This window comes from Faecalicatena contorta, from assembly GCF_021531995.1.
GTDB classification, from domain to species: domain Bacteria; phylum Bacillota; class Clostridia; order Lachnospirales; family Lachnospiraceae; genus Dorea_A; species Dorea_A contorta_A.
Genome location: NZ_JAFBIZ010000051.1, coordinates 1 through 20,419, shown reverse-complemented (window position 1 = coordinate 20,419; position 20,419 = coordinate 1). Strand labels below are relative to the sequence as shown.

The 20,419-nt window shown below is 42.5% G+C and carries 11 protein-coding genes and 1 pseudogene; 11 read left to right on the top strand and 1 reads right to left on the bottom strand.

Translation table 11 applies throughout. The features are described from left to right. The 3 genes and pseudogenes from JQM82_RS08395 to JQM82_RS08385 all read left to right on the top strand — a co-directional run. Window positions 1-2,149: pseudogene (locus tag JQM82_RS08395) on the top strand (hypothetical protein); the annotation flags it as partial. Window positions 2,150-2,197: 48 nt separating this feature from the next. Then, window positions 2,198-4,027 (top strand): leucine-rich repeat protein, encoded by a 1,830-nt coding sequence (locus JQM82_RS08390; RefSeq protein WP_235249677.1) that lies wholly within the window; start codon window positions 2,198-2,200, stop codon window positions 4,025-4,027. 288 nt (window positions 4,028-4,315) lie between these two features. Next, window positions 4,316-10,096: a leucine-rich repeat protein gene (locus JQM82_RS08385; protein WP_235249676.1), complete on the top strand. Its 5,781-nt coding sequence runs from the start codon at window positions 4,316-4,318 to the stop codon at window positions 10,094-10,096. A 3-nt stretch (window positions 10,097-10,099) separates the two neighbouring features. Here JQM82_RS08385 and JQM82_RS08380 read toward each other — a convergent pair whose 3' ends face one another. Continuing rightward, the gene (locus JQM82_RS08380; protein ID WP_235249675.1) at window positions 10,100-11,461 is read right to left on the bottom strand and encodes an MATE family efflux transporter; all 1,362 of its coding nucleotides are present in this window, start codon (window positions 11,459-11,461) and stop codon (window positions 10,100-10,102) included. A gap of 288 nt (window positions 11,462-11,749) precedes the next feature. Here JQM82_RS08380 and JQM82_RS08375 point away from each other — a divergent pair, with 288 nt between their 5' ends. From JQM82_RS08375 to dnaJ, 8 genes are all read left to right on the top strand, one after another. After that, complete coding sequence (locus tag JQM82_RS08375) at window positions 11,750-12,388, top strand: polysaccharide deacetylase family protein (RefSeq protein ID WP_235249680.1); 639 nt, start codon at window positions 11,750-11,752, stop codon at window positions 12,386-12,388. Between the two features lie 24 nt (window positions 12,389-12,412). Next, window positions 12,413-13,129: a tRNA threonylcarbamoyladenosine dehydratase gene (locus JQM82_RS08370; protein WP_235249678.1), complete on the top strand. Its 717-nt coding sequence runs from the start codon at window positions 12,413-12,415 to the stop codon at window positions 13,127-13,129. A gap of 19 nt (window positions 13,130-13,148) precedes the next feature. After that, window positions 13,149-14,468 (top strand): replication-associated recombination protein A, encoded by a 1,320-nt coding sequence (locus JQM82_RS08365; protein WP_235249674.1) that lies wholly within the window; start codon window positions 13,149-13,151, stop codon window positions 14,466-14,468. A 145-nt stretch (window positions 14,469-14,613) separates the two neighbouring features. Next, window positions 14,614-14,907 carry a hypothetical protein gene (locus tag JQM82_RS08360; RefSeq protein WP_235249673.1) on the top strand — a complete coding sequence of 98 codons (294 nt, stop codon included), beginning with the start codon at window positions 14,614-14,616 and terminating at the stop codon, window positions 14,905-14,907. A 446-nt stretch (window positions 14,908-15,353) separates the two neighbouring features. Next, window positions 15,354-16,397: a heat-inducible transcriptional repressor HrcA gene (hrcA, locus tag JQM82_RS08355; RefSeq protein WP_235249672.1), complete on the top strand. Its 1,044-nt coding sequence runs from the start codon at window positions 15,354-15,356 to the stop codon at window positions 16,395-16,397. Between the two features lie 49 nt (window positions 16,398-16,446). Beyond that, window positions 16,447-17,109 (top strand): nucleotide exchange factor GrpE, encoded by a 663-nt coding sequence (grpE, locus tag JQM82_RS08350; RefSeq protein ID WP_420370607.1) that lies wholly within the window; start codon window positions 16,447-16,449, stop codon window positions 17,107-17,109. A 64-nt stretch (window positions 17,110-17,173) separates the two neighbouring features. Further along, a complete protein-coding gene (gene dnaK / locus JQM82_RS08345; RefSeq protein WP_235249669.1) occupies window positions 17,174-19,051 on the top strand; it encodes a molecular chaperone DnaK in 1,878 nt (625 codons plus the stop codon). 126 nt (window positions 19,052-19,177) lie between these two features. After that, window positions 19,178-20,359 carry a molecular chaperone DnaJ gene (dnaJ, locus tag JQM82_RS08340; RefSeq protein WP_235249668.1) on the top strand — a complete coding sequence of 394 codons (1,182 nt, stop codon included), beginning with the start codon at window positions 19,178-19,180 and terminating at the stop codon, window positions 20,357-20,359. Window positions 20,360-20,419 lie beyond the last annotated feature (60 nt).

Sequence of the window (20,419 nt, the reverse complement as noted above, 5' to 3'; positions counted from 1 at the left end):
ATATTATACTTGGAGTGAATATTGTAGTACAGGATGGCTTGGTGGAAATTATTCTTATATTAAATATATTAAATGGCCTGGAGCGGAAGCATATTCACCAGATTCAGATCCTAATTCGCCAGAAGCTCTGGGATGGAGATGCTATATTGATTCTCCGCAAAATGGAGCAAGCTATACAAATACTGTTCAAATAAAAGGTTGGGCATTGATGAAAGGCGATATCACAAATATTACTGCATGGGTAAATGGTCATACAATGAATGTCCCAAGAGAAGAAAGAAAAGATGTAGCAGCAGCTTATCCGGGATATCCAACAGGTCAAGAGGGATTTATTGCAACAATCCCGACAGAATATTTAATAGAAGGAGAAAATGAGGTTACCATTGCGGCATATCATAATGGAATAGATTATGGAATTGGAACAGTAAAATTTATTTATACAATGGATGAGAATTCTCCGGAAGCCTTGGAATGGAAATGTGCGATAGAATCACCGCAACAAGGAGAAAGGTTTTCCACTGGAAATGTTCAAATAAAAGGTTGGGCATTGATGAAGGGAGAGATTACTCACATAACTGCGTGGGTAAATGGACATGCATTTAATGTTTCAAGAGAAGAGCGAAAAGATATAGCAGCAATATATCCAGGATATCCCACGGGGCAGGAAGGATTTACTGCAACCGTCCCGCAAGAATATCTTGTAGAAGGAGAAAATGAAATTATCATGGCAGCGTATCATAATGGAATAGATTATGGATTTGGAAGTGTCAAATTTTATTATGATGCAGATCCTAATTCGCCAGAAGCTTTGGAATGGAAATGTGCAATTGAGTCACCACAACCGGGTGATTTTGTTTCTGGAAATGTTCAAATAAAAGGTTGGGCATTGATGAAGGGAGAAATTACTCACGTAACTGCATGGGTAAATGGCCATATAATGAATGTCCCAAGAGAAGAAAGAAAAGATGTAGCAGCAGCTTATCCGGGATATCCAACAGGTCAAGAAGGATTTATTGCAACAATCCCAATGGAGTACCTAATAGAAGGAGAGAATGAAGTTACCGTTGTGGCATATCATAATGGAATAGATTATGGACTTGGAACAGTAAAATTTTCATATGGTACACAAGGACATGTTCATTCATATACTTCCAATATTACAGCGCCTCCTACCTGTACAACAGATGGAGTCAGAACAAATACCTGTGTGATATGTGGAGCTACCAAGACAGAAACGATTAAGGCTACGGGACATGTATATGGAGAATGGACAATCACGAAAGAACCAACAACTGCGGCTCAGGGAACTAAAGAGCGTATTTGTCAGAAGTGCGGTAATAAAGAGACTCGGAGTATTCCAAAGTTAACGAATGGTGGGTGGAAACGGGATTCTCAGGGCTGGTGGTATGAGAATACAGATGGAACGTATCCGGTTAGCTGTTGGAAACAGATAGATGGATGCTGGTATTATTTTAATGTATTCGGCTATCGTGTAACTGGCTGGCAGAATATAAAAAATGTATGGTATTATTTTGATTCCCAGGGAATCATGCAGGCAAGTAAATGGATCGACAATACCTATTATGTAAAAGATAATGGAGCAATGGCAACGGGCTGGCTGAAATTAAGTGAAGGATGGTACTATCTGAGCAGTAGTGGAAAGAAACTGACTGGCTGGCAGAAGTCCGGAAATAAATGGTATTACCTGGATAAACAGACGGGAATTATGCAGATAAGTAAATGGATCGATAATACTTATTATGTAAATCAGGATGGAACCATGGCGATCGGTTGGCTTCAGATTGGAAGTAAATGGTATTACCTGAGCAACAGTGGAGCAAAAGTGACCGGCTGGCAAAAGATTAATAATGTATGGTATTACTTTGATATTTCTACCGGTGTTATGTATGAAAGCAGGTGGCTGCAGAATACATATTATCTGAAGTCAGGTGGAGCGATGGCAACGGGATGGCAGTTGATAGGAAGTAATTATTACTATTTCGATGCAAATGGAAAGAAAGTTACCAATAAATGGGTAGGTAATTATTATCTCAAAGCCGATGGTGTCATGGCGAGAAGCGAATGGGTAGACAATGGCAAGTATTATGTAGATGAAAATGGAAAATGGGTCCCGGGAAAGACGAAATAAAAGATTTAATATTTTATGTTGAATCAATTGCTATATTGGAGGTTAATTATGAAAAATAAGAGAGTAAGTGCATTATTAATTGTTGTAGCCTTGCTGCTGAATAGTATGATGCCGGTATATGCAGCGGATGGACAGGAAAGAGAATTACAAGAAAAAGAAATTGCTATAGAAGAACAGAAAGAAGAGACTGTAAATTCAGGTGAATATGATAACTGGCATTACACTATTTTGGATGATGGTACAATTGCTATTACTGATTATTCGGGCTCAGAAGATAATCTTAAGATTCCATCCATGATTGAAGATAGAATAGTAACTAAAGTAGCTGATTATGCATTGTTTGAGAAGAATATGTGCAGTGTGGAGGTTCCAGCTTGTATAACTTGCATTGGTGTAAGTGCGTTTGAGTATTGCAGCAATTTAACATCGATTGAGGTAGATTCAGATAATCAATATTATTCTTCAAAGGATGGCGTATTGTATAATAAATCCCAGGATAAATTAATATGTTGTCCGGCTGGAAAAACCGGAGAATATGTAATTCCGGATCGTGTGGTGTATATTGAGATGGGAGCATTTTCTGGATGTGAAATATCTAAGATTACCATTGGAAAACAAGTATCCTTGATAGGAAGTGGTGCATTTATTAACTGTTGGAATTTGCATTCGGTTACAATATCTGAGAATGTGAAAGAAATAGGAAATTTTGCTTTTGGGTATCTCGATATTAGAGGTATAGGCAGTAAAGTTGAGAATTTTTCAATCTATGGATATGCAGGTACGGCGGCGGAGACGTATGCAAAAGAGAATGATTTTACATTTATTGTGCTTGAGAAGCCTGGTGAAACAGAGCACACATGGGATGCAGGAAAGGTAACAAAAGAGCCGACCTGTACGGAAACAGGAGAAAGAACATACACCTGTACCGGATGCAGGGAGACTAAAACAGAAGAGATCAAAGCAACAGGACATTCTTATGGAGAGTGGACGATTGTAAAAGAAGCGACAACTTCTGAAGAGGGAAGTAAAGAAAGAGTATGCCAGAAATGTGGCAATAAAGAGACGCAGAGCATTCCGAAATTACCGTGCAGTGAGTGGAAACAGAATTCCAAAGGATGGTGGTATGAGAATCCGGATGGAACTTATCCGACGAGTTGCTGGATGGAAATTGACGGAAGCTGGTATTACTTTAATGCTTCCGGATATCGTGTGACCGGTTGGCAGAAGATTAAAAACACCTGGTACTATTTTGACCCTGCAACCGGAATCATGTATGAAGAGCAGTGGTTGGAACTGGATGGAAAGAGCTATTACCTGAAGAGCGGTGGAGCGATGGCAACGGGCTGGCTGGAACTGGAAGAAGGCTGGTATTACCTGAACAGCAGCGGTGTCAGAGTAACCGACTGGGTAAAATCTGGAAGTAAATGGTACTATCTGGATGAGCAGACAGGAATCATGCAGGCAAATAAGTGGATTGATGATGTCTATTATCTACAGAAAGACGGAGCGATGGCAACGGGCTGGCTGGAACTGGAAGAAGGCTGGTATTATCTGAACAGCAATGGAAAGAAAGTGACGGGCTGGCAGAAAATAAGTAATGTATGGTACTATTTTGATCCTGCAACCGGAATCATGTATGAGAGTGAATGGCTGGACGATACCTATTATCTGAAGAGTAGTGGAGCGATGGCGACGGGCTGGCAGCTGATTGGCGAAGATTATTATTATTTCGATACAAGCGGAAAGAAAGTGACCAGCAAGTGGTTAGGTAATTACTATCTGAAAGCAGACGGAGTTATGGCAAGAAGTGAATGGGTGGATAATGACAGATACTATGTAGATGAGAACGGAAAATGGGTTCCGGGGAAAACGAGATAGATTATTCTGAATAGGAAGTTACAATTTAATATATACTGGAGGTCGATTATGATAAAGAAGAAAAGTAATGCATTTTTACTTATATCAGTATCGATTGTAAATCGTATATTTTCAGTACGTGTGTCAGAAGACTTCGAAGACAATAATGTGGCATTAGTTATTATATGATGAATTAAAGAGCAAGAGATAGAAGAGACGATTTTCTTTTATCTCTTGTTGTGCATGAGAATGAATGAAAAGTGATATATAAGAATAAAGTGTTATTCTGGGAGAGTTAGAGGACAGGTTATGAAGAAAAGATTGATTGCAATTACCTGTATCCTGAGCCTTTGCACAACTAATATTCTTCCTGTGTTGGCAAATGAGAATGATGGCGACACGTTAGTGCAGGAGGATAATCAGGAAGAGGTACGAGAAGAAGTTATAAGTCAAGAGACGGAACAGCAGCAGGAAATAGAGACGGAACAGCAGCAGGAAATAGAACAACAGGATGCTCTGGAGGATATGGGAAATATAGAGTCTCAAAACACTTCTACGGAAGTCTTTGAAAATGAAAGAGTTGAGGTATCAATGGAAAATACAAGTATTCCAGAAAATGCCGGAACTTATAATGGACATTATTATTATGTCTTTCCGAGAAATAATTATACCTGGAGTGAAGCAGAAGAGTATTGTGAATCTCTGGGTGGCTATTTGGCTACAATTGCAAACCAGGGGGAAAATGATTATTTGTATCAGCTTATGACAGATGCCGGATATGCAAGTGCCATGTTTGGTTTGAGTGATCTGGTGGAAACGAATAATTATCAGTGGGTGACAGGTGAACCTGCTATATATACAAACTGGGCAAATGGAGAACCCAATAGTTCCAGTGAACATTATGGAATGTTTTATGAAAAATATACTTCTGGACAGTGGAATGACGGTCGGTTTTCTGCGGATGTTTTTTTGTGTGAGTGGGGAGATCTGGAAACGGAAGCAATTGGAGCTTGCGGTGATGGTGTGAATTGGGTATTTGCAGATGGCAAATTGATAATCAGTGGAGAAGGCACAATCAAGGAAGGTGCATTTAGCGGTAACATGGATATCACAGAAGTTGTGATAGAAGAGGGAATCACAGAAATTAGTTCCAAGGCATTCTGGAATTGTACAAAAATAAAAAGTGTTAAACTTCCGAATACTTTGACAACTCTGACAGGGCTGGCATTTGGGAAGTGTACAGGCTTAACGAGTATAGAGATTCCCAAGACATTAACAACCGTAAAAACCGTATATTATTCATATAATGATCAAGGCCCATTTTATGGGTGTAGCAACTTGGAGAATGTAACATTAGAAGAGGGAATTGAAGTAATACCATATTATCTGTTAGCAGAAAGTGGAATCAAAGTGATACATCTGCCAGACAGTGTAAAAGAAATCGGAGAAAGAGCATTCTGGAATTGTACAGCATTGGAAGAAGTAAAGTTATCAAAAGAATTGATAACTCTGACAGGGCTAGCATTTGGGAAGTGTACAGGTTTAACGAGCATAGAGATTCCCAAGACATTAACAACTGTAAAAACCGTATATTATTCATATAATGATCAAGGCCCATTTTATGATTGCAGTAACCTGAAAAATGTAACAATTGAAGAAGGAGCTGAAACAATACCGCAGTATCTATTTGCAAAAAGTGGAATAGCAGAAATACAGATTCCGGACAGTGTTAAAGAAATCAAGGCTTTTGCTTTTTGGAACTGTACGGAATTAGAAGAAGTCACTATGTCAGAACAATTAACCACATTGACAGGGCTTGTATTTGGAAACTGTACAGGTTTAACAAGTATAAAACTTCCCAAGACGTTGACAACTGTGAATACGAAATATTATGGAAGTGATTACCAAGGTCCATTTTATGGTTGCAGTAACCTGGAAAATGTAACATTAGAAGAGGAAATGGAAATAATACCACAGTACTTATTTAAAGAAAGCGGGATAACAACAATACAGCTTCCGGACAGTATCAAAGAAATCCAGGAGTATGTGTTTGGGAACTGTATAGAATTAGCAGAAATCAGCCTGCCGGCTCATTTGGAAGAAATAGAGGGAAAGGCGTTCTATAATTGTGATAATCTGACAGAGATTACAATACCAAAAAGTGTAATATATGGCGGAGGTTACTGGTTTGAAGAATGCGATAACCTGAGGAAGATCGTATTAGAGGAAGGAACGGAAAAGATACTGGATGATGCTTTTAGGAACTTAAAATCGGATTTTGCAATTCTGATACCAGTGTCTGTCATATCTATCGGAAATCGTTCCTTTGAAGGTTGTGATAATCTGAAAGATGTCTATTATGGAGGAACAGAAGAACAATGGAAACAGATTTCAGTCGGCACTGACAATACATGTCTTGGAAATGCGACTATATATTATGAAGGATATGTGGTCGGAAAGGTGGATCCGCCTGCATCACCGGTTCTTACTGCTGCGCCGTCGGGCCATAAGAGTGTATCCCTGAGCTGGGAGTATAATGGAAGTATGGATTATCTGGTTGGATTCAGATTATATCGTTCTATAGATAATGAAAATTTTCAATTGGTAAAGAATTTATCTGTGAATACATATACATATCAGGATACATTGTCTTTTACGGGTTCATCCCAGACATACTATTATAAGCTGGCTGCGGTTGACGTTTATGATCGTATGACATACAGTGAAGTGACTGAAGTTACTGCAGTGTCATCAGATCAGGAAAATCCGGTTGCGGTCATAGGACCGGATAACATGAAATATGCAGAAGTCAACGAGGAAATTTCATTGACTGCATCGGCATCTACGGATAACGATAAGATTGCTTCTTATCAGTGGGACTTTGGAGATGGATCAAGTGCGGAAGGGAAAGAGGTAAGCCATGTATATACAGTGGCCGGAAATTATACTATTATGCTTTCTGTTACAGATGCCAGCGGAAACATCGGTACAATTTCCAGGCAGATAGAAGTGATCGAAATTACGCAGAATCATAATGTGTATTCAAGGTTGGAATTAAATATATGTGATGCATCCTCTCTTGCATCGATTACCGGAGCGGAGATATCCATCAATAAAGATGATATAACGGATGTCAGAAAAACGGGATCCGACGGGAAGATAAGCTGTATCTTGCCAAATGGAAGATATACTGTAAGTGTATGCGCAGAGGGATATCTTGTACGAACCGTGGCAATTGAAGCGTCTGGCGGAGTTATAGAAAATACAATCGGGTTAACAAAAGGCAGTATCATGAGTGGAAGTCTTACAACAACAGAAATGACCCGGGATGAGATTATTGAGGCTGGTATAGACCCGGATGCAGAGGGTAATGAGCATGTTTATCGGTTCAAAACTACATTATCTTTTGTCGCAGGATTTGAAACGTACGAACTGCCTTATATTGTGATTAAAAACGAGAAAAATGAAATTGTATCAGATGACAGAGGAAGCTTTTTTACAGTTGGAAACCAGGCACAAGGTACAGAATATAAGATTGGAATATTTCCGATTACAGAAAGTTTTGCACTTGTGATCTATGGAGAGGCACACTGGCTGAAGGAGATGTATAAGGTAGAACTGGTTGTTATGAATCATTCAAATACAGATACACTTGAACAGGTTGCAGCAACTTTAAATCTTCCACAGGGACTTTCTCTGGCAGATATGACATCCGGAACTCAGAGTGCGACACAGGAACTTGGAACCATAGGGTATGAAAGTACAAAATCTGCACAATGGTATGTACGGGGAGATGAAGAAGGAGAATATAATATATCAGCAGATGTAAGTGCGGTAACGATGCCTTATGGGGAACAGATTCAACAGAAATACACGACAGATACTCCGATTAAAGTGTATGCCGGCAGTGCACTTCATATGACTATTACGGCAGATGACGCGGTTAAGCGGGGAGAAGATTATACGGTGAAATTCAGGCTGGAAAATGTTTCCGATAAGTCTATATACAATCTGACATTCGGCATCAACAGATCAGAGCAGTATAAAGTAATCAGATATAAAGAAAAAGAAGCATGGCTCCCAATTGACAGTGCGACCTATGGTGATGATTTCAAGAGACAGATTGACGAGTTGGCACCGGGAGGTTATGTGGAATTTGAGCTGAGCATAACGATATGGTTTTTCTCGGCACTTGAACTTATCGAATTCAGTAAGGTGGGGGCTTTCGTTGATGTCGCATATTATCTTACTGATATAGCAGTAGTAGGGCTTGAAGGCAACACAACGACGATTCCATATAGTTTTGAGATTAATCAGACGGAACGAGAGAATCTTCTGGATAAAATCGCCAATGATCTTTTGGAAGAATTATATGGAGATGAACTTCCGGGAGGATCACTGGGAGGAGTTGTCATTGAAGTCATTGGAGAATATGCAGGGCTAAGTCACTGGATGATCAGTGGGGCAAAGACGTTGCTAAAACTGCAGCAGGGAGAAACAGACCACACACTTGTTATCAGTATTGATGATGGGCTGGGAAATGGCAATTCGATCTACAATGACAGAGTCAGTATTACAACGGGAGATGATGTGAAGGCATGGATTGACACGTTGAATGGAACGAAACTAAAGATGGAAGCAGGAGAGGTTTCCATACAGGCAAAAGGTCCGGGAAATACAAAAATTAAAATAGGCGTGGAAAACAGTCTGGGAGAACTTGAGAGAGAATATATACTTGACGTTACCATCGAGGATGTAAAAGTAAAGAGTACTGTAACATTAGAACAGGATGCGGTTTCGGGAGACTTTGTATTAGATGAAAATACATTAAAAGTAGCTTTGGAAGAAAAGCAGGAACAGGAAAAGGAGACGTATATGAAAAATCCTTATCTGTGGTTTGATTCTAACCTTACGATAGATGTCACAGGAAATACGTCTGATTCCAATTATTCCGTACAAATACCGGAGGCATCATTGAACCATATACTTGATCAGACGGCTACTACTCAGATGACACTGGATGGAAAAGTAGCAGAACTGACATTTGACAGAGAGGTGTTAAGTACGCTTGCTCAGACAACAGGTCAGGATCTGAATGTGATTGCAAGAAGATTAAGTGATGAAGAGGCAGAAGAATTAGGAAGTGAAGCCCCAACATATCAGTTCAGCATAACAGCAGGAGATCAGAAGGTTACAGATTTTGAAAAAGGAAAGGTCTATATTAGCCTTCCATATACGTTGCAAGAAGGGGAAAATGCAGATGATATTTATGTTGAACATATAAAAGCAGACGGAAGTATCGAGAAATTAGATGCGCAGTATGACAGTTCTACCGGAACAGTTAACGTGGTCAGCAACGGATTTTCTTATTTTCGAATTATATCGCCAAGTAAGAATACGGAATTCCAGATACACCCGGAACAGGCAGGAACCTGGAAAAAAGACAGTACAGGATGGTGGTATGCATTTGAAGGATCCGGATATGCAAAAGATGGAATCTGGATGATTGATGGAAAAGAATATGCTTTTAATTCAAAAGGATATATGGTTACGGGATGGTATCAATATCAGAATCACTGGTTTTATTTTACTTCCAGCGGAGCGATGAAAAAAGGCTGGCTGAAATCCGGCGGCAAATGGTATTACCTTGCTTCAGATACAGGAGTTATGTACGAAAATGAGTGGTTGGAGAATACCTACTATCTGAAATCCGGCGGAGCAATGGCGACGGGCTGGCAAAAAATCGATGGCAAATGGTATTACTTCCAGAGCAGCGGAGCAAAAGCAACGGGCTGGATGAAGTCCGGAAGTTCCTGGTATTACTTTGATCCGACAACCGGAATCATGTATGAGAGCGAATGGCTGGATGATACCTATTACCTGAAGAACAGCGGAGCGATGGCAACGGGCTGGCAGCTGATTGGCGAGGATTATTATTACTTTGATACAAGTGGAAAGAAAGTGACCGGCAAGTGGGTAGGTAATTACTATCTGAAAGCAGACGGAGTCATGGCAAGAAGTGAATGGGTGGATAATGACAGATACTATGTAGATGAGAACGGAAAATGGGTTCCGGGGAAAAAAAGGTAAAGCCTACAACGGCTTTACCTTTTTCTGATAGATGCGTCTTAATAATACAGTCGACAGTGTCAAGGATGCGATCTCTGCAATCGGGATCGCCCACCATACGGCGTGTAATCCGAACACTTTTGCAAATATGTATGCAGCCGGCAGGATGATCATCAACTGTCTTGCGGCAGAGACAATCAGGCTGTAGACTCCGTTGCCCAGGGCCTGGAAGATAGAACCGGCTACGATACAGTATCCTGCGAACAGGAAGCTTAAGCTGATGATCCTGAGTGCAGGCACACCGATCGCAAGCATGGTATCGGATGCATCAAAGAGATTCCGGAGCAGGAATTCCGGGAAGATCTGGAAGATGATCAGTCCGATCAGCATGATGGAGATGGCAGTCAGAATGCTGATCTTTGCGGTTTGAATGATTCGTTTTTTGTTCCTTGCACCGTAGTTGTAGGCAATGATTGGGATCATTCCATTATTTAGTCCGAACACCGGCATAAAGATGAAGCTCTGAAGCTTGAAGTATACACCGAATACGGCAGCTGCAGTGGAAGAGAACATCAAAAGGATCTTGTTCATTCCAAAGGTCATGACAGAGCCGATGGACTGCATGATGATGGAAGGAATACCGACTTCATAGATGACTTTAATGATTCTGGAATCCGGACGAAATCCTTTTAAGTTGATGTTGATCTCTTTGTTCTTTCTTAAATTAAAGAAAAGGGACATGGTTACTGCGATCATCTGACCGAAGATGGTTGCGATGGCGGCCCCGGCAACTTCCAGTCTTGGAAACCCGTACAGCCCGAAGATCAGAATAGGATCCAGTATAATGTTGATGATGGCGCCGGTTCCCTGCGTGATCATGCTGTAGATGGTCTTTCCGGTGGACTGAAGCAGTCGCTCAAAGGTAACCTGAAGAAAGATTCCGCAGGAAAAAAGAGTGATGATCTGCATATATTGTGTTCCATATGTAACGATCGTTGTATTGTCTGTCTGCATGGCAAAGAAAAAGTGTGAGCCGACGGTGCCAAGCAGTGCACATAAGATGCAGCTGACAATGGCAAGAAAGATGCCGTTTCGGGCAGCTTTGTTAGCGCCTTCAAAGTTCTTTTCTCCCAGATTACGCGATAGCAGCGCATTGATACCGACACCGGTACCTGCGGCAACGGCGATCATCAGATTCTGGACCGGAAAGGCCAGTGAGACGGCGGTCAGAGCATCTTCGCTTAATTTTGCAACGAACATACTGTCTACGATATTATAAAGGGCCTGTACCAGCATGGAGATCATCATGGGCAGTGACATAGAGATCAGAAGCTTTGGAACAGGCATCGTTCCCATCTTGTTTTCTTTGGGGTGTGTTTCGGTCATAATTGATTCCTCCTGAATTATTTGTCCTGAACAACACGAGGTATTATAGCATTATAGCATATATAATGCAATGTGTTCATAAGCATTTGAATGACTTCATAATATATAAGGTAGCCGGAATTGCCGCCGGGAGATCCGGGTATCAAGGATCAGCAGTATGCAGGAGGGAAAAAGGAGTTCATGAAGTGCAGAATCGATGGTGGAATTGGGATATTATGTATGGTATGTATCGCAGGCGGCTTGTTCTGCCTGTCTCAGATATGGGAGATATTACTGAGCCCCGAGTATATGGAAGGGAGTGCAGATGGACGTACACAGGAAGAGACAATCGGAGAGGCTGTTCAATATGTAGCTTCCTCCGTGGTCGAAGAGGCACCGCAGATTGCGATTACATTTGATGACGGGCCAAGTGCGGAATGCACGGGAAGGCTTCTGGATGGACTGAAAGAAAGAGGAGTCAAAGCTACATTTTTCCTGATCGGAGAGAATGCAGAGATGTATCCGGATCTGGTAAAGAGAGAGTATGAAGAAGGGCATCTGATTGGCAATCACACCTATCATCATGTAGAGATTACGAAAGTATCGGATGAGGAGGCAAGAGAGGAGATAGAACTGACAGACCAGGTCATCAGTTCTATCACAGGGGAGCATGTGGAGTATATGCGGCCACCGTTTGGATTGTGGCAGAGGGATCTGGAACTGGAGATCGAGGTCATGCCGGTTATGTGGACGATTGATCCGTTGGACTGGACGACAGAGAACGTCGATGAAATTGTAAATAAAGTAGTGACGGAAGCAGAGGAAAATGATATTATCTTAATGCACGATTGTTATGAATCGAGCGTAGATGCGGCACTTCGCATTGTAGATCTGCTGCAGAAAAAAGGATTTGAATTTGTAACGGTAGATCAGCTGATATTAGAGTAGATGATATAGATGAAAGGCAAAAATATGGTAAATGAATTTTCAAGAACGGAGCTGTTGATCGGAGCGGAAGGGATTCATCGGCTGAGAAAAAGTACGGTGATGGTACTGGGAGTCGGCGGAGTCGGCTCCCATTGTATTGAGGCTCTTGCACGAAGCGGGGTGGGACGGCTGATTCTGGTGGATAATGATACGGTTTCTCTGACAAATATTAACCGGCAGTCTATTGCGTATCACAGTACGGTCGGGCAGTATAAGACGCAGGTAATGAAAGCAAGAATCCAGGATATCTGTCCGCAGACAGAAGTAGTGACGCATGAGACATTTGTGCTTCCGGAGAATATGGAAGAGATCTTCACGGAACAGCCGGATTATATCGTGGATGCGATTGACACTGTAACCGCTAAGCTTGCACTGGCGGAACGAGCCAAAGCAGATGAGATCCCGATCATAGCCTGTATGGGAACGGGGAATAAGCTGCACGCAGAGATGTTTGAGATCACAGACATCAGCAAGACTTCGGTATGTCCGCTGTGTAAGGTGATTCGAAAAGAATTGAAGACAAGGGGAATCTATCATTTGAAGGTATTGTATTCGAAAGAAAAGCCGGTGGATACTTCGGGAAGGAACAGTGGAGAAGAGAAGGGACAGAGGCGTTCAGTTCCGGGAAGTGTGTCTTTTGTTCCTCCGGTTGCAGGACTTCTGATTGCGGGAGAAGTCATCCGGGACATCTGTGAGTGTTAGAAGGGACGAGGGAAAGAAGATGGATTTATTTGATTATATGAGAGAGAAGAATATGGAAAAGGAAGCGCCGCTGGCATCAAGACTTCGTCCAACGACTCTGGATGAAGTGGTAGGGCAGCAGCATATCATTGGAAAGGACAAGCTTCTGTATCGCGCGATCAAGGCTGATAAGTTAAGCTCGGTCATCTTTTATGGTCCACCGGGAACCGGAAAGACAACACTCGCAAAAGTGATCGCGCATACTACCAGTGCAGAGTTCACCCAGATCAATGCAACGGTTGCGGGAAAAAAGGACATGGAAGAGGTGGTCAGTAAGGCAAAAGAACTACAGGGAATGTATCATAAGAAGACAATTCTGTTTGTGGATGAGATTCACAGATTTAATAAAAGTCAGCAGGATTATCTTTTGCCCTTTGTAGAGGATGGAACGATCATTCTGATCGGAGCAACTACGGAGAATCCCTACTTCGAAGTAAACGGTGCTTTGATCTCACGCTCCAGTATCTTTGAACTGCATCCACTGGAAAAAGAAGATATAAAGACGCTTTTACACCGGGCGGTGTATGATGTAGAAAAAGGAATGGGAAGCTATCAGGCAGTGATCGAGGACGATGCGATGGAGTTTCTGGCGGACATCTCGGGTGGAGATGCCAGAAATGCATTGAACGCGGTCGAGCTTGGAATTCTTACGACACCAAGAAGTGAAGACGGAAAGATTCATCTGACACTGGAAGTGGCTTCCGAGTGTATTCAGAAGCGGGTAGTCCGTTATGATAAGACAGGAGACAATCATTACGATACCATCTCAGCATTTATCAAAAGTATGCGTGGATCAGATCCGGATGCAGCGGTGTATTATCTTGCAAAAATGCTGTATGCAGGAGAAGATATCAAGTTTATCGCCAGGAGGATCATGATCTGTGCTTCGGAAGATGTGGGAAATGCAGATCCTATGGCACTTACGGTAGCGGTATCTGCGGCACAGGCAGTGGAACGGATCGGTATGCCGGAAGCACAGATCATTCTTTCACAGGCTGTATTGTACGTAGCGACAGCTCCGAAGAGTAATTCTGCAACCAATGCGATCTTTGGAGCGATGGAATGTGTCAGGCAGAAGAAGACGACTGTTCCGGTACATCTTCAGGACGCACATTATAAGGGGTCTAAGAATCTGGGACATGGAGTGGGATATCAGTATGCACACGATTATCCGAACCATTATGTGAAGCAGCAGTACCTTCCGGACGAAATTCAGGATGAGGTTTTTTATGAGCCAAGTGAGAATGGGCATGAGAAGAATATCCGGGAGTGGATGGAATATCTGAAGAGAAAAGCGTAGATCAGGCAGAAAGGATTTGCTGTAATAAAATGAAAGACTTTTCTTGTGTTTTCTTATTATAAAAGGTATAATCGTTACAGAGCAATTATGGGGAATGCTGAACGTAATATAATGCGAAGCAGGAACAGTTTAAGGAGGAAACAAAATGAAGATTTATGACACAGTTAAAAAAGAAGAAGTAGAGATAGCAGGAACAGATGGCCTGATTCAGATTATGAAGGACGGACGTCAGGTGGATCTGTATCTGAAAGAAAAGAAAACCGATGAAGACGGATATCTTACATGGGATGTTGAGCACTGGTCAACCGTAGATAGTAAGAGATTCATCCGCTGCTATTCCTTGGAGGGAAGAGTACTTAGTGAATCTACAGGACATAATATCTATGATCTCAGAAACGATTTCAAACCGGAAGAGGCTGAAAAGATTGAACTGAGCTAATCAGAAAGAAGATATACATAAGGGATTGTCGCAGGGCAATCTCTTATTTTTTTGTGTACACCGGGCGGTGTACATTTCTGGTACACTGGCTTCCCATTATATGTACTTGCCAAGGGGTTCATAATGGCAGTGGCAGAGATAGATACCATCATAGATGTGATATTCGACGCCCTGATGGTATATTTTTGCGTCCTTTTCAATCAAAAATATGATATTGGATATTCTGATGGTAATTGAAATCGACCGAACATGGAAAGGAAAGGAGCATAGACCGTATCACTGACAATTCCTTGTTTTCTGCTCCCATTTTAGGTATAAAATTGTTTTGTAAAAAAAGTATAAACAGTGTTGACAAACGTAAAATGGAGTGCTATCTTAATATTCGAAAGATGTTAGCACTCAAAAATAAAGAGTGCTAACAGGAAAACCGAAAGGAGGAGGAACAGATGATATTGACAGGTGAGCTCAGTGACCGGAAGCTGAAGATTCTACACGCGATCATTCAGAATTATCTGGAGACAGGAGAACCGGTCGGATCCAGAACCATTTCCAAATATACGGATCTGAATCTCAGTTCTGCTACGATTCGTAATGAGATGGCGGATCTGGAAGAGATGGGATATATCATTCAGCCTCATACGTCAGCAGGACGTATCCCTTCGGACAAAGGCTACAGACTCTATGTAGATATGCTGATGGAAGAAAAAGAGCATGAATTGAATGAGATGCAGGAGCAGATGCTGGAAAAGGCAGATAAGATGGAACAGCTTCTGAAGCAGGCGGCAAAGGTGCTTGCCAGCAGTACCAATTACGCGACGATGGTTTCCACACCAAGGAACAGCGCTAATCGGATCAAGTTTATTCAGCTGTCCATGGTAGATGATGAGCAGATCATCGCGGTCATTGTTCTCGGCGGTAATGTGATCAAGAATAAGATCATTGATATCGAGGAGCCGATCAGCAACGAGAATCTGTTAAAGCTGAATATGCTTTTGAATACTACGCTGAATGGCATGGCTATCGAGGAGATCAATCTGGGATTGATTGCAAGGCTGAAGGAACAGGCCGGTATACACAGTCAGGTGATCGGCAATGTACTGGATGCAGTTGCAGATGCGATTCAGATTGATGAAGAGATGCAGATCTATACCAGCGGAGCAACGAACATCTTCAAATATCCGGAATTGAGTGACAAGCAGAGCGCACAGGAAATTATCAGTGCATTTGAGGAAAAGCAGCAGCTGACGGAGCTGGTGACCAGGACGCTGTCGCAGGATGAAAACACCGGAATTCAGGTATATATCGGAGATGAGACGCCGGTACAAAACATGAAAGACTGCAGTGTAGTTACCGCGACTTATGAATTGGGAGACGGTATGAAGGGAACGATAGGTATTATCGGACCGAAGCGAATGGATTATGAACATGTGTTAAAGTCTATGAAGCGTCTGCAGAATGAACTGGATCAGATGTTTCATAAAAATGAATAGAAAGGTGGAATAACCCTTGGAAAATAATCAGGAAAAAAGCCAGGAAGATATGGTAAAGGAAGCTGTGGAGGAAGCCAAAAAAGCAGCAGGCCAGCAGGAAGAAGCGAAAGAAGAAACTGAGACACAGGAAACTGAAGTTGAAGCTGAGGCTGACAGCGAAGAAGAAGCGACAGGCGAGGAAGAAGAAACTACGGCAGAAGACGGAGAAGAAGGTTCCGAAGAAGCGAAAGAAACCGGAAAATCCGGAAAAAAGTTATTTGGCAAAAAGAAAAAAGATAAAAAGGACGAGAAGATAGAAGAGCTGACAGACAGGCTCGCTCGTTCCATGGCAGAGTTTGATAACTTCCGCAAGCGTACGGAAAAGGAAAAGTCTCAGATGTACGAAGTAGGCGCGAAAGATATCATAGAAAAGATTCTTCCGGTGATTGACAACTTCGAAAGAGGATTGGGTGCAGTCAAAGAGGAAGAAAAAGAAGATCCATTTGTTCAGGGGATGGAGAAGATCTACAAACAGCTGATCACCACCCTGGAAGGAATCGAGGTGAAGCCTATCGAAGCGGTAGGACAGCCGTTTGACCCGAATTTCCATAATGCAGTTATGCATGTGGAGGATGAGAACCTGGGCGAGAACATCGTCGCTGAAGAGTTCCAGAAGGGTTATATGTACCGTGATTCCGTTGTGAGACACAGTATGGTAAAAGTAGCAAATTAACCAAAAGCAGCTTAATAATTATAAGCAAGTGGCAAGAATAAATCAAATCAGGAGGATATTTATCATGGGAAAAATTATTGGTATTGACTTAGGAACGACAAACAGTTGTGTAGCAGTTATGGAAGGTGGACAGCCGACCGTTATTGCCAATACAGAAGGCGCAAGAACAACTCCATCCGTTGTGGCATTTACAAAGACAGGAGAGCGTCTTGTAGGTGAACCTGCAAAACGTCAGGCAGTTACAAATGCAGAGAGAACAATCTCTTCTATCAAGAGAGAGATGGGTTCTGATTACAGAGTAACAATTGATGACAAGAAGTATTCTCCACAGGAGATTTCTGCAATGATCCTTCAGAAACTGAAAGCAGATGCAGAAGGATATCTGGGAGAAAAAGTAACAGAGGCTGTTATTACAGTTCCGGCGTACTTTAACGATGCTCAGCGTCAGGCAACCAAGGACGCAGGTAAGATTGCAGGTCTTGATGTAAAACGTATCATCAACGAGCCTACAGCTGCAGCTCTTGCGTATGGTCTTGACAATGAGAAAGAACAGAAGATCATGGTATACGATTTAGGTGGCGGTACTTTCGATGTATCCGTTATTGAGATTGGTGACGGCGTTATCGAAGTATTGTCTACTGCAGGTAACAACAGACTTGGTGGAGATGATTTCGACCAGAAGATCACAGACTACATGATCGCTGAATTCAAGAAACAGGAAGGTGTTGACTTATCTACAGATAAGATGGCACTTCAGAGATTAAAAGAAGCAGCAGAGAAAGCTAAGAAAGAGCTGTCTTCTGCAACAACAACCAACATCAACCTGCCGTTCATCACAGCTACGGCAGAAGGTCCGAAGCACTTTGATATGAACCTTACAAGAGCGAAATTCGATGAACTGACACATGATCTTGTAATGAAGACATCTGAGCCGGTACAGAGAGCTCTGTCTGATGCAGGTATCTCAGCTTCTGAACTTGGCCAGGTACTTCTGGTTGGTGGTTCAACACGTATTCCGGCTGTACAGGAAGAAGTAAAACGTCTGACTGGTAAAGAGCCAAGCAAATCTCTGAACCCGGATGAGTGTGTTGCACTTGGTGCATCTGTTCAGGGTGGTAAGCTTGCCGGCGATACAGGCGCAGGCGATATCCTTCTTCTGGATGTTACTCCGCTGTCACTGTCTATTGAGACAATGGGTGGTGTTGCAACAAGACTGATTGAAAGAAATACAACAATCCCGACAAAGAAGAGCCAGATCTTCTCTACAGCAGCTGACAATCAGACAGCTGTAGACATCAATGTTGTACAGGGTGAGAGACAGTTCGCAAGAGATAACAAGTCTCTGGGACAGTTCAGACTGGACGGAATCGCACCGGCTCCACGTGGAATCCCACAGATCGAAGTGACATTTGATATCGATGCAAATGGTATCGTAAATGTATCTGCAAAAGATCTTGGAACCGGAAAAGAGCAGCACATCACGATCACTGCAGGATCCAATATGTCTGATGACGAGATTGATAAGGCTGTAAAAGAAGCTGCAGCATTTGAGGCTCAGGATAAGAAACGTAAAGAAGGAATCGATGCAAAGAACGAAGCAGATGCTATGGTATTCCAGACAGAAAAGGCTCTGCAGGAAGTAGGAGATAAGCTTGACGGCGCTGATAAGGCCGCTGTAGAAGCTGATTGCAAAGCATTAAAAGAATTACTTGAAAAAGTAAATATGGATAACATGTCAGATTCTGAGATTGCCGAGATCAAGGCCGGAAAAGAAAAATTGACAGAAAGTGCACAGAAGCTGTTCACAAAGATGTATGAGCAGGCTGGTGCAGCATATCAGGCTGGACCGGACGCAGGAGCAGGATCCAATGCAGGAGCAGGTCCGGCACCGGAAGGATTCCAGGGAGATGATGTTGTAGACGGAGATTTTAAAGAGGTCTAAAACACTAAGATGAGTCGGACTTCAGATTAGTGTGGAGGATGTTCCGCGGGACCAAGGGGAGGTTGCCGATCCTGGTCGCGCGGAACTTCCGTGTATAAGACTTTCTTTTGAAAGAGAGGAACAACGATGGCAGAATCAAAAAGAGATTACTATGAAGTGCTTGGTGTCAGCAGAGATGCTGATGAAGCGACATTGAAAAAAGCATACCGTCAGGTGGCGAAAAAGTACCATCCGGATATGAATCCGGGCGATGCGGAAGCAGAGCGGAAGTTCAAAGAGGCTTCGGAAGCTTATGCGATCTTAAGTGATCCGGATAAACGTCGTCAGTATGACCAGTATGGTCATGCGGCATTTGAAGGCGGAGCAGGCGGAGCCGGAGGATTTGGCGGCTTTGATTTTAACGGCGCTGACTTCAGTGATATTTTTGGAGATATCTTTGGCGATCTTTTTGGCGGCGGAAGGAGAAGCGGCCGTGCAAGTCAGGGACCTATGAAAGGAATGAATATCCGTAAGAGTGTCAGAATTACATTTGAAGAAGCGGTATTCGGATGTGAAAAGGAACTGGATGTTGTATTAAAGGATGAATGTCCGAAGTGTCACGGAACCGGTGCAAAACCGGGAACTTCACCGGAGACATGCCCAAAATGCGGCGGAAAAGGCCAGGTTGTATATACGCAGCAGTCTTTCTTCGGAACGGTGCAGAACGTGCAGACCTGTCCGGACTGTCATGGAAGTGGTAAGATCGTCCGTGATAAGTGTCCGGATTGTGGAGGAACCGGATATGTGGCCAATAAAAAGAAGATCTCTGTATCTATTCCAGCAGGTATTGACAATGGTCAGAGCGTACGCATTCGTGAAAAAGGGGAACCAGGTGTCAATGGAGGACCGAGAGGAGATCTGCTGGTAGAAGTGAGTGTCTCCAGACATCCGATCTTCCAGCGTCAGGATATGCATATCTTTTCTACTGTACCGATTACATTTGCACAGGCAGCTCTTGGTGCGGATATCCGAATCAAGACTGTAGACGGAGAAGTGATCTATACTGTGAAGCCTGGGACGAAGACAGATACCAAAGTACGTTTAAAAGGAAAGGGTGTTCCTTCTGTAAGAAATTCTCAGATTCGTGGGGATCATTATGTAACATTTGTGATCCAGACACCGGAGCACTTAAGTCACGAAGCGAAAGAAGCACTTCGCAGATTTGACGAATTATGCGGCAATTCTCTGGGAGAAACCGAGGGCGATTCCAAAGGTGGAAAAAAGAAAAAAGGATTTATGGATAAGGTAAAAGAGGCCTTTGATGATTAATTCATCAGAGGCCTTTCTCTGTTGTTGATATTTTTATAGAAATTCTCAATAAATATTTAC

Coding starts and splice junctions, on each gene's coding strand:
- JQM82_RS08390 (WP_235249677.1), top strand. CDS start 2,198: ATGAAAAATAAGAGAGTAAGTGCATTATTAATTGTTGTAGCCTTGCTG.
- JQM82_RS08385 (WP_235249676.1), top strand. CDS start 4,316: ATGAAGAAAAGATTGATTGCAATTACCTGTATCCTGAGCCTTTGCACA.
- JQM82_RS08380 (WP_235249675.1), bottom strand. CDS start 11,461: ATGACCGAAACACACCCCAAAGAAAACAAGATGGGAACGATGCCTGTT.
- JQM82_RS08375 (WP_235249680.1), top strand. CDS start 11,750: ATGGAAGGGAGTGCAGATGGACGTACACAGGAAGAGACAATCGGAGAG.
- JQM82_RS08370 (WP_235249678.1), top strand. CDS start 12,413: ATGGTAAATGAATTTTCAAGAACGGAGCTGTTGATCGGAGCGGAAGGG.
- JQM82_RS08365 (WP_235249674.1), top strand. CDS start 13,149: ATGGATTTATTTGATTATATGAGAGAGAAGAATATGGAAAAGGAAGCG.
- JQM82_RS08360 (WP_235249673.1), top strand. CDS start 14,614: ATGAAGATTTATGACACAGTTAAAAAAGAAGAAGTAGAGATAGCAGGA.
- hrcA (WP_235249672.1), top strand. CDS start 15,354: ATGATATTGACAGGTGAGCTCAGTGACCGGAAGCTGAAGATTCTACAC.
- grpE (WP_420370607.1), top strand. CDS start 16,447: ATGGTAAAGGAAGCTGTGGAGGAAGCCAAAAAAGCAGCAGGCCAGCAG.
- dnaK (WP_235249669.1), top strand. CDS start 17,174: ATGGGAAAAATTATTGGTATTGACTTAGGAACGACAAACAGTTGTGTA.
- dnaJ (WP_235249668.1), top strand. CDS start 19,178: ATGGCAGAATCAAAAAGAGATTACTATGAAGTGCTTGGTGTCAGCAGA.